Genomic DNA, 9696 nt, shown 5'->3' with positions numbered 1-9696 from the left:
TCGACCAGACCGCCGTAGGCCGTGCCCTCGTAGCCGTAGACCGGATCGCAGTAGCACCGCTCCGGCGGCGGGCCGACCTCGTCCGGGCAGCGGTCCACCCACCAGATGAAGTGCACTCCGAACCACGTGACGCCGCCGACCTTGCTCCCGGCCTCGATGCGGAACTGGGTGTGATCGTTCGCGGCCACGATGCTGGCGCCCGTTTCCTCCCGGTTCCCGTCGATCAGGTCGACGGAGCCCGTGCCCCCGGCTTCGATGTCCTCAGCGGCCCGGCCCATGAAGGCGCCGAGCCCGCTGGCCGTCCGGTGCGGGGGCGAGTACGGGGCCGGGCCGCGGGGGGTCGCGGCCGTCGGTCCGGCGGGCGGGGTGACCGAGGTACGCACGTCAGCCCCCCCCGCCGGTCTGGCGGATCTCAAGGAAGGTGACCAGCTCCGACTCCCGCGGACGCCAGTCGAACCCCGTGATCTGCGGCCGGGCGTCGCCGGCGCTGGTCCGGCTGAGGGCGATGTTTCGGCCTTCGACGCTGTCGAGCAGGTCGCCGACCGCGTAGTCGGTCCGCAGGCCCGGCAAGGTCACCGCCAGGTCCGCGGCGGCGGGCTCCTCTTCGCGGAGAACCTTCGTCGCGAACGCCTCGATCTCTTCGACGAGGGCCGTCGGCGGGACGCTTTCGGTCGGCAGAACGAAGTCGAAGCCGCCGGACAACGTCTCCTCCCAGCGGAACCGGTGAGAGGCGTCGAGGTCGAGAACCTTTTCGCGGGCGGCGGGGCCGCGCCCGGTGGGGCCGACGCGGGCCTCGATCCGCTCGTCGCCGACGACCGCGCCGACGATCGCCAATTGCGGCGCCGGCGTGGCGAGTAGATTCGAGGGGGGCTCGTCGCCTTCGAACCGCACGCCGATCCGGTCTTCGAGAACCGCCCAAGTCCACGACGGGGGAACTTCGGTCCACGTGCCGGCGTCGTCCGCCCGCCAGTACAGCGCCGGGGGCAGCCGGCGGCCGTCGTCGTCGCGGGCGAGCCGGTCGCCGAGCCGTCGGCGGCGGGGCACGGTCACGCCGATCCCCGCCCAGTCGGGCGGCTCGGGGACGGGGCCTTCGGGGGCGCCGTCCCGCGTGCCCGTGTAGGCGCCGTCCTCGTTCGCGATCCAGAGCCGTCCGGCCTCGGCGGCGCCCGGCTCCCAGCCCGGATAGAGGCGAACGTCGATTTCGGTCTCCCGCGGGGCGCCGCGGACGACGACGACGTTGGGCGGGGCGGCGAGGTCGAGCGTCTGTTCGAACTCGCCGGCGTCGGTCAGCGATAGGTCGAGGGCGTCCCCCTCCGGCCGCTGCATCTTCAGCACGCGGACCTCGCCCCGCCCGCGGCGGTAGACGCGGAGCCGGAGCGTCAGCGCCGGGGGCTCGTCGGTCGGCGACGGGTCGGTCGAGGCGGGTTCGAGGTCGACGGTCCAGTCGAGCCCCAGCGGGTGCAGGATCGCGTCGAGAGCCTGCGGCGGGTACGTGCCCGGCGGGATCCGCACGTCCGCCAGTTCGGGCAGTCCGCCGTAGACGGGATCGTCCGACGCGGGGTCGGGGTCGGACGTGGCGAGGGGGTCTGGGTTCGGCTCCGTCTCTTCCCGCACGACCCACGGGGCGTCGGTTCCGGAGCCGACGAGGTCGATCAGCGACCGGACGGCCGACCTCGGCTCCCACTTCTCCGCGTCGCTGTCCGGGATTGTCGTCCCCGGGTCCCGCCACGGCGCCAGGGAGACGGAGCCGTCGTCCGGATGGTCGACTTTGGCGTCGTGCCGGTTCGGTTCGATCTGGCCTGCAATCTCCGGGTTGTATTCGAGGTGCCACCCCTCCATCACGACGACGGGCGGGGGGTCGCCGGGCGAGGCGCCGGAGGCCGGGGGCAGCACGACCAGCGGCCCGCGGAGAGCCTCGCCGAACCGCTCCGGCAGCAGCGCCGCCCGCAGGATCCGCTCGTCCGGGGCGCTGCCGAACCGGGTCGTTTGGGAGACGATCTCGCCGGCGAAGACGGGGACGTAGTTCCGGACGCCCGCGCCCGCCGGGCCGTTGTCGAGCCAGACTTCGACGGCCCGGCCGAACCCGACCGGCGCCGCCTCGTCGACGACCAGCGAGCCGGCCTCCGCCAAATCGACGGAGAACTCGCAGTAGGGCAGCCCGGACGCCCCGCTGCCCTGAGCGATCCGCACCGGCCGAAGCGCCGGGGCGATCTCCCACACGGCTCCGGCGTCGAAGCCGGGACGGCCGCCGCCGGCGGGACCGACGCGGACGAGCGGGGGATAGGTGAGGGCGGCGGTGGGAAGGGCCGGCACCGGTTACGCCCCCGCGGGCACGGGGGTGACGCGGGACCGCCAGAGCAGCCGGCCCGAAAGAAACCAGCCCCGGTGAGGGTCGAGCCGGCCGGGGGCCGCGGGCTCGTAGCCGACGAACGTGCATTGCGGCTTCACGATCGCCGGGCGTCCCGACTGCTGCACCGTGAGGTCCCCGAACAGCCGCCCCGCCTGCTCCGCAAGGCCGTTCTCGATCGCCTCAAGGGCGACCTCCGAGACCGCTTCCCAGCCGCACTCGACGAACACGTCGAAGCCGGCCGGGGGGCTCGTCAGGTGCGACTCGCCGGCGACGCCGTGCCACGTGAAGGACCGAATCCGGGCGTAGCGGGCGGCGCTGATCGGCCGGCCGTGGTAGGCCGGGGCGCCGAACGTAAATCCGTCTTGAGAAATCATCCGCCCGCCCCCAATCCAGCCGAACGCGGCGGAGCGGGCGGGCGCTTCTTCATTTCCGCGGCGACATCGCGGTTCGACCGCGTGTTTTCGCGGAGCGCCTCGGCGAACTCTTCGAAGGACTGCGGATTCGATTCGAGTCCGGCGGCCTGCGTCGCCCGCTTCAACGCGGCGTCTTGCACCTCGGCGAACTCGCCGTAGTCGCCCATACCGAGGTCGGCCGCGGTGTCCGGGCCGGCGCCGAACGCCCGGGCGGTCGAGTAGGCCCCGAGGAACAGTTCAGTCCGCGCCTGGGCGTAGCCGCGGGATTCGAGTTCCTCCCGCAGCGACGCCTTGATGATGTCGTCCGCTTGGTACTGCTGCGTCCGCCGGACCTCCGACGCCGTCTCCAGTCGAATCCTCGCCGCCCCGGCGCCCTGCTGGGCTTCGGCCACGTCGGCGTCGAACTGGCCGAGGTTGGCCTGGTCGGCGACGTTCTTGCGGAGCGCCGACCGGTTCGCGATCAGCGTGTTCAGAGACGCGATGCCGGCCTCGCTGACAAGGCTTTTCGCGATGCCGGCCCGCTCCTCCTCCGGCACCGACTGTAGGCCGGCGCCGATCCGCCCCAACACGTCGTCGATCCGCTCGCCGACGAAATCCACGTCGGCGGCGGTGAGCCCCAGCCGTTCGAGGGCCGGGCCGGCGGTGTCGCTGGCGGCGGCGGTCTGCAACCGCCCCACGACGTTGCGGAGGTTGGTCGCGCTGCTGGACGCGTCCTGCGACCCCTGGGTCTGCAAAACGGCGGCGGCGGCGAGTTGTTCCTGAGGCGAGAGGGCCGATTGCAGGGCCCCCGCTTCTTTGCCGAGCGACGGCAGGGCGTCGAGTTGGAGGTTCGTCGACTTGAACAGGCTTTGCAGCCCGCCCCCGTAGGTCCGGATGTTCTCGCCGGTCAGTTCAAGCTGGTTCGCGGTGAGGAACCCCGCCATCGCCTTGGCGAGCCCCTCGCTGTCGACGCCCTCGCCCGTCTGGTTGGTCGCCGCCAGCACGTCGAGGAACGCGTCGAGACTGCCGCCGCTCGCCTCGCGAGCGGTGAAGCCGGAACTGACGAGCTGCGTCGCCGCGGCGAACCCCGTGTCGAGGCTGACGGCGTTCTCGACCGCGATTTTCTCGATGCGCCGCTGGGCGTCCCCGGCCTCGATGCCCCGCAGGCCGCTCTGCACGCGGAACCGCTTCGCGGCGTCTTCGTACCGTTCCGCGATCTCCGCCGCCTGTTCGATGATTTCCCGGTTCGCGGATTTAATGAGGTCGAGCCCCGACAGGATGCCGCCGCCGCCGACGAGGGCGAGCCCCACGTTCTTGAAGGTCTCGCCGACCTTCATCCAGTTCGACGCGGACGCCTTCGCCCCCCGGTCGCTCTTCTTTTCGAGCCGGTCGAGCTTCTGATAGAGCCGGTCCTGGTTCCGGTTCATCTTCTCGAAGGTGTTCGCGATCCCCTTGTCGGAGGAGTCGAACACGATCTCCGTGCTTGACGACGGCATTTAGTCCCCCGTTCCGATCGCGGCCAGCAGGACGGGGAACTTCGAACTGTCCTCTTTCCCGTCTTCGCGGAGGGTCGGCGTCGTCGTCAGCAGGCCGAGCCGCGAGATCAGTTCCGGCGTCAGCAGGTAGTTCTGCTGGAGGGCCAATTCGGACAAGTCCAAAACGGCGCCCACGGTGGTGAGCTTGCGCTTTCCCGCCAGGGCGTGACGCATCGCCGCCGCCTGGGCGGCGAAGTTCGCGTAGCGTTCGGCCGGGGCGCTCACCCACTGACCGAAGGCGTTCCGGGCGAACGTCTGCGGGAGGGCCTCGATCGCCGGGACCTCCCAGGCCTGCCCGTCAATGACGACGGCGGTCCCCGCCACGCGGAAGCGGCGCCGGAGATCTCGCTCGGTCGGCGGGTCGTTCGGGTCGAGGCCGAGGTAATAGCGGTCCGGCGGCCGGTCGTGCGTCGGCAGCGCCGAGAGCCATTCGAGTTCCGAGACCTTCGTGCGGGCGGGCGGCCACGCGTAGAGCAGCCCGCCCTCTTGCTCGTCGGGGCCTTTGCCGACCGGGACGGGGGTCGCCCCGTCGACCCAGTCGGGCAGGCCGACGGCGGCGAGCGGGTGCACGTCGCCCGGTCGGTCGGGGTCCGGCGGTAGGTAGACGACGGGACGCATTAGGGGATCGTCACCCCCGCGACGCCGACCATCGTCAGGCCGTGCACCGTCACCGAGGCGTCGCCGTTGGCGCCGGCCCGGGAGCGGATGCCGCCGCCCTGCGTGAGCCCGGCGGCGAACGTGACTTTGATGTGCTCCGCGACATTGTCGGCGACGAACCCGGCGCCCGACCGCTTGCGGAAGTAGCACGCGAACGACGTGAAGGAACCGAACGCCGACCCGTTCGTGAACGTCTGAGCGGCGGCGAGCGATTCGAAGGTGAGTTCGACCGTCGGCGCCCGTTGGGCGAACGGCCGGGCGACGGGCCAGTTGTAACCGAACGTCTTCGGCTCGGTCGTGATGCCGGGCGAGCACGCGACGCCGGTCACCTCGGGGACGAGGTTCGCCGCGAGCGTGCCGCCGACGTAGACCGGGCCGGGACCGTAGACCGCCGCGTTCTTCCGCCCGTCCGGCAGAGCGCCCGCGGCCGACAGGGCGACCGGGACGGTCGTGCCGTCGCTCGACAGGAACAGCACCTCAAGGGAGGCCGTCGCCAGAGCCCCGCCCCCGCCTTCGGACCAACCGACCGACCGGACGAGGACGAGGGCGTCCGTCCCGTTGAGCGAGCGGTGCACGTTGCCGGATTCGAAGGCCCCGCACTTGCCGCGGTTCGCGTACGGGACGGAGACGGTCCCGCCCTCGACGCACCAGCCGTCGGTGAGGACGGCGGCGTTGCCGAAGACGGCCGCGAGGTCGGTCGCCTCGATCGTCACGCGGGGGTCGGCCGGCCCGCCGTAGTGCGTCGCCGGGTCGGTGCCGTCGCTGAAGTAGACGCTGATCGGCTGACCGCCCGGGGCGTAGTCGGCGCTCTGCGTCTGGCCGAGGACGGTCGCCCCGAGGACGGCGTCGAAGTGAGTGAACATAGGGAAGGGCTCTTAGATGGATTGACCCGCGGAATTGCGGCGTCGCCGTTTCCGCTGGTTCTCGGGGGCCTCAAGCTTTTGAGTCAGCGTCCGCACCATGAAGTCGGCCAAGCGGTCGGACTGCCGCGGCGAGACCGCCTCTAATTCCTGGCGCATCTTCGCCGGCATGGGGAAAGGGGCTTTGATCTTCACCCGGCCGCGGTTCGCGGTGGCGGTCACGCGGGCGTTCGCGAGCACGAACCGCCGCGTCTCCCCGCTGTAGACGAGCGGCTTGTTGTGCCCGACCTTCTTTCGCTTCCGCTCGACGTACTGCCGCGTCCGCGGCTCCGCCGTCCCTTCGTGGTAGGCGGACACTTCGAACTTGGCCGGGAGGATCTTCTCGACGATCCAGTCCCCGGCCTCGCGGTTCGTCTCCCGCAGGATCCGGTTGAGAACCGCCTTCGTGACCTGGTTCGTCGTCATCCGCATTTGGAACGCGATCATCAGACGGCCCCCGCCCAACGGACCTCGATGTCCGCGGACCAGCTGTCGTCGCCGTCGTTCTCCTCCGGGTCGAGTTGCTCGACCGGGTTCAACGTCGCCGAGGTCAGTTCCATCCGCCCCGACGTGCGGCTCAGCGTGAGCAGTTCCGAAACGAGCGACTTATAGATCGTCCGGGCGAAGAGGTAGCCGTTGTCGTTCCGCGGGTTCCACAGTTCGACCAGCAGGTTCAGCCCCCCGCCGTCGGTGGCTCCGCCGTTCGTGTATTGGTCCGCCACGTCGGGGGCGTTCTGCCGGACGCTGGCCCGCGGCGTGGCGAGGTAGTCGTCGCTGGCGGGGTCCGGGTCGATCCCGCCGATCCGAACCCGAGCGAGGGCGCGGTCCTCCGCCCCGACCTCGGCGGGGTCGACGATCCCGTCTTTGAACCCTGCGGCCGCCGCCTGGATTTCGGCCAGCGACGCCCCGGCCCCCACGTCGCAGACCGCCCGCCACGTCGCCGTCTCGGCGAGCATGGCGGCGAGCAGTTCGTCGGGGGTCGTTTCGATCACGGGCGGGGCGTTCTGTTAGCTGCGGACGCTGACGTTGCGTTTGCGGTCCTTACGAATCTCGACGGTCCTCATCCCGCCGGACGGCCTGCCGACGGTGTTCGTCTGCCAGACCTCGCCGTCGATCTCCCACGCGTCTTCCTGGGAGACGGGTTGGTCGTCGTAGACGTGCAGCCGGCCGGTCGCCCGCGTCTCGTCGCCGAAGATTTCCGACGACCTCGCCGCGGTGTCGTGCTCCCAGATCGCCTCGACGGGCTCGGCGTCGTCCTCGACCCGGTTCGGGCGCCGCATGACGACCTGCCCGTGCTCCGCCATCAGGCGGCGGGAGGCGCGGGCGGCGAACCGGGCGTCGAAAGCCGTTCGGGTGACGTACGACATCGCTCAGGGGACGGAAGGCGCCGAGGACCGTCAGACCGGATCAGGTGCCGGACTGGTGGTGCACGTAGAAGTGCGTGTCCGCGGCGGCCGCGTCGCCGACCGCCACGCCGGCCTTCGTGTTGTCCGTGGCCGTCTTGTTGAAGTTGTCGTCGGCCGCGTCGAAATAGACGGTGTCGCCGTCGTTGATGGCGAGGGCCGCCGCCTTCGGAGCCCGGTAGACGCCGCCGCCGCCGCCCACGGCGCCGAGTTCGCCGGCGGCGATCGGGCGGTGGGCGATCCGAACGACGTCGCCGATGACGAGCACGTCGCCGGCGGCGACATCCGAGGACGGGGTGTGATCCACCATGCGGGGCGTGCCGTGGTGGAGAGTCGCGGTAGCCATTGGTTTTCTCGGCTGGGGGAGGTGGAGTTAGAAGAGGCTCAGTTCGCGGCCGGGACGCGGACCACGTCGGCCGGCAGACCGGCGTCGACCGCCTCGACCACGCCGGCCTTGTCGAGGCCGGAGGCGAGTTCGATGTCGTAGTGCTTGGCGATCGCCCGCAGTTCCTTCACGCCCACGCTGTTGAGGTCTTCGGGGACCTCCGGGGCGGCGGGCTCCCGCTCGACCGTCTCGCCCTCGGCGGGGTCGGCGGAGGCGTTCGCGGCGACGATCTCGCACAGCTTCTCGGCGGAGACTTTGACGTGCGTCTGCCCGTCGTTCTTCACGTCCGGCAGGCCGTCCCCGCCGCCGTTCAATTCCTTGAGGGATTCGAAGTCGGCGGGGGAGAGATAAACGTCGGTCTCGGCGCCCGCGTAGGCGCTGGCGAGGTCGGCGAGTTGGGCGGGGGTCTTCATCGGATCGGGACTTTGGCGGCGGGTGTGCGGGGGAGGGTCGGGGCGTCCGCGTCGGCCGGCCGTCCCGCCCCGGAGACGGCCGGCTCACGCGTCACCTCAGGCGCCGGCGGACCGCACGGCGGCGTTCGGGTCTTCCATGCCGACGCCGAAGTCGGCGTAGGCCCGGGTCCCGAAGCCCAGCACGTCGCCCGGCATGTCGACGGCCTCGATAAACGGCTCCTGCCGCCCGTTGAGGAACGCGACCGCCATCGCGGCCCGGACGTTCGGGTCGGCGAACAGGTACCACTGGGTCGCGCTCTGCCCGCTGATCGCGTTCCCGTCCTGGTCGCGAACGGCCGTGTTGTTCAGCCAGGGCGAAACGACCGGCTCGTACTTGCCGACGTGCGGGTTGTTGGCGAACGCCGTCGTGCCCTCGGCCGGACGGGTGCCGACGCTCGTCTCCCGGTACAGGTTGCGGGCCGTGACCTGCAACGCGGTGCCGGTGAGCAGCTTCGACGGGGTGTGGTTGATCGGCCGGCCGGCGGTGTTGACCTGGTTGCTGTAGAGCGTTTCGGCGCTTTCCAGGGCGGCGATCGACAGGGCGGAGTCGGCCCCGGTCAGCAGGTTGCCGTTGCCGACGCTAAAGAAACCGTTCGGGTTGGCGAGCAGCGTCTTAAAGACGGCCTCGTCGATCCGCGAGGCGGCCATATCGCCGAAGTCCTCGTAGATCGCCATGTGGGCGCCGAGGTCGTCGTTGATGACGTCCTGCCGGGTCCACGTGTTGATCGCGCCGTAGGTGCCGAGCTTGTTTTCGAACGCGGTCTCTTCGAGCTTCACGTGCTTCAGTTCGCCGTCGGCGGCGATCTCGCGGAACGCCCCGCTCGCGTCGACCCGAACGTGCTTGACCGCCTTGAAGTCGGTGTGGTTCCGCACCCGGGCGATGGCCCGCCACGCGGCCGAGCCGGCCCGGTACTTCGCGATCATCACCTTGTTCGCGGTGTTGCCGAGCGTGGTCGACAGGCTCATCGTGCTGAAGCCGGTCGCCTTGAGTTCGCGGTCGGCTTCGACCGCCGCCCGGATGTGGGCGTCCGAACCCCGCTTGCCCGAGTAGTGCCGGCCGGCCGCGGCGATCACGGAGTCCATCAGGACGTGCAGCGTCGCCCCGCGGTGTTCCGGCTCCGCGGCGGCGTTCATCACCTGCTCCCGCTTGTCGGCGGGGAAGCTGGCGGCGATGTCCTTTTCGGAGAGCCCGGAGGACGCCATGAGGGACGCCTGGGCGACCATCGCCTGTAGGTTCGGGTCGCCGCTTTCGGAGCCGCGGCGGGGACCGGCGGCGGCCGGGCGGCTGTGCCGGAGGGCGTGCAGTTCCGTCTTGTCGGCGTCCCAGCCCTCGGCGATGGCGTGGGCGGCGAGCGGCAGTTCGGAGCCGTCGGAGCCCTTCACGCTCAGCCCCGGGTGCCGGGCGGCGATGGCGTTGATCTTGGCGACGCGGACGCTCTCCTCCGCGTTGATCTTGCGGAGGTTCGCGGCGTAGTCGTCGAGGGCGCCGGAGGCGTTCAGGTCGCCCGATTCGGACTTGTCCGAATCGGCCGCCGCCTGCTCGGCGTCGAAGGCCGCTTTGAGGGCGTCCCGCTGGGTGTCGGTGAGGGCGGAGGGGTCTTCGAACCCCTTCGCTTTGAGCCA

Annotated in this window: 12 protein-coding genes; all 12 read right to left on the bottom strand. The window is 71.0% G+C overall.

Translation table 11 applies throughout. From position 1 onward, the window contains the following. Positions 1–383: hypothetical protein (locus ACG2DA_RS19975; protein WP_395258092.1), on the bottom strand; the 383-nt coding region annotated here is incomplete at its 3' end. A 1-nt stretch (position 384) separates the two neighbouring features. Beyond that, positions 385–2313, bottom strand: a complete 1929-nt coding sequence (locus ACG2DA_RS19970; protein WP_395258091.1) for a hypothetical protein — start codon at positions 2311–2313, stop codon at positions 385–387. A 3-nt stretch (positions 2314–2316) separates the two neighbouring features. Continuing rightward, positions 2317–2724, bottom strand: coding sequence for a hypothetical protein (locus ACG2DA_RS19965; RefSeq protein WP_395258089.1), 408 nt, complete (start codon positions 2722–2724; stop codon positions 2317–2319). Continuing rightward, on the bottom strand, positions 2721–4238 hold the full coding sequence (locus tag ACG2DA_RS19960; protein WP_395258087.1) for a phage tail tape measure protein: 1518 nt from the start codon (positions 4236–4238) through the stop codon (positions 2721–2723). The genes ACG2DA_RS19965 and ACG2DA_RS19960 overlap by 4 nt, the downstream gene beginning before the upstream one ends. Continuing rightward, positions 4239–4895, bottom strand: a complete 657-nt coding sequence (locus ACG2DA_RS19955; protein ID WP_395258086.1) for a hypothetical protein — start codon at positions 4893–4895, stop codon at positions 4239–4241. After that, positions 4895–5797 carry a hypothetical protein gene (locus ACG2DA_RS19950; RefSeq protein WP_395258084.1) on the bottom strand — a complete coding sequence of 301 codons (903 nt, stop codon included), beginning with the start codon at positions 5795–5797 and terminating at the stop codon, positions 4895–4897. Before ACG2DA_RS19950 ends, ACG2DA_RS19955 begins: the two co-directional genes overlap by 1 nt. Positions 5798–5809: 12 nt before the next feature. Beyond that, positions 5810–6280, bottom strand: a complete 471-nt coding sequence (locus tag ACG2DA_RS19945; RefSeq protein ID WP_395258082.1) for a hypothetical protein — start codon at positions 6278–6280, stop codon at positions 5810–5812. Continuing rightward, positions 6280–6825 carry a hypothetical protein gene (locus ACG2DA_RS19940; protein ID WP_395258081.1) on the bottom strand — a complete coding sequence of 182 codons (546 nt, stop codon included), beginning with the start codon at positions 6823–6825 and terminating at the stop codon, positions 6280–6282. The genes ACG2DA_RS19945 and ACG2DA_RS19940 overlap by 1 nt, the downstream gene beginning before the upstream one ends. A gap of 15 nt (positions 6826–6840) precedes the next feature. After that, complete coding sequence (locus ACG2DA_RS19935) at positions 6841–7200, bottom strand: hypothetical protein (protein ID WP_395258079.1); 360 nt, start codon at positions 7198–7200, stop codon at positions 6841–6843. 40 nt (positions 7201–7240) lie between these two features. Then, positions 7241–7582, bottom strand: coding sequence for a capsid cement protein (locus ACG2DA_RS19930; RefSeq protein WP_395258078.1), 342 nt, complete (start codon positions 7580–7582; stop codon positions 7241–7243). A 38-nt stretch (positions 7583–7620) separates the two neighbouring features. After that, entirely contained in the window at positions 7621–8034 is a 414-nt protein-coding gene (locus ACG2DA_RS19925; protein ID WP_395258076.1) for a hypothetical protein, read from the bottom strand. 96 nt (positions 8035–8130) lie between these two features. Further along, positions 8131–9696: hypothetical protein (locus ACG2DA_RS19920; RefSeq protein WP_395258075.1), on the bottom strand; the 1566-nt coding region annotated here is incomplete at its 5' end.

Origin of the sequence: Alienimonas sp. DA493 (genome assembly GCF_043951915.1) — a bacterium.
In the GTDB taxonomy this organism is placed as follows: Bacteria; Planctomycetota; Planctomycetia; order Planctomycetales; family Planctomycetaceae; genus Alienimonas.
Note: the sequence above shows the minus strand (reverse complement) of the source record. Positions and strands in the feature narration are given on the sequence as shown.

Bases quoted from the DNA above. Each gene is read 5' to 3' on its own strand.
- ACG2DA_RS19965 (WP_395258089.1), bottom strand. From the start codon at position 2,724: ATGATTTCTCAAGACGGATTTACGTTCGGCGCCCCGGCCTACCACGGC.
- ACG2DA_RS19960 (WP_395258087.1), bottom strand. From the start codon at position 4,238: ATGCCGTCGTCAAGCACGGAGATCGTGTTCGACTCCTCCGACAAGGGG.
- ACG2DA_RS19955 (WP_395258086.1), bottom strand. From the start codon at position 4,895: ATGCGTCCCGTCGTCTACCTACCGCCGGACCCCGACCGACCGGGCGAC.
- ACG2DA_RS19950 (WP_395258084.1), bottom strand. From the start codon at position 5,797: ATGTTCACTCACTTCGACGCCGTCCTCGGGGCGACCGTCCTCGGCCAG.
- ACG2DA_RS19945 (WP_395258082.1), bottom strand. From the start codon at position 6,280: ATGATCGCGTTCCAAATGCGGATGACGACGAACCAGGTCACGAAGGCG.
- ACG2DA_RS19935 (WP_395258079.1), bottom strand. From the start codon at position 7,200: ATGTCGTACGTCACCCGAACGGCTTTCGACGCCCGGTTCGCCGCCCGC.
- ACG2DA_RS19930 (WP_395258078.1), bottom strand. From the start codon at position 7,582: ATGGCTACCGCGACTCTCCACCACGGCACGCCCCGCATGGTGGATCAC.
- ACG2DA_RS19925 (WP_395258076.1), bottom strand. From the start codon at position 8,034: ATGAAGACCCCCGCCCAACTCGCCGACCTCGCCAGCGCCTACGCGGGC.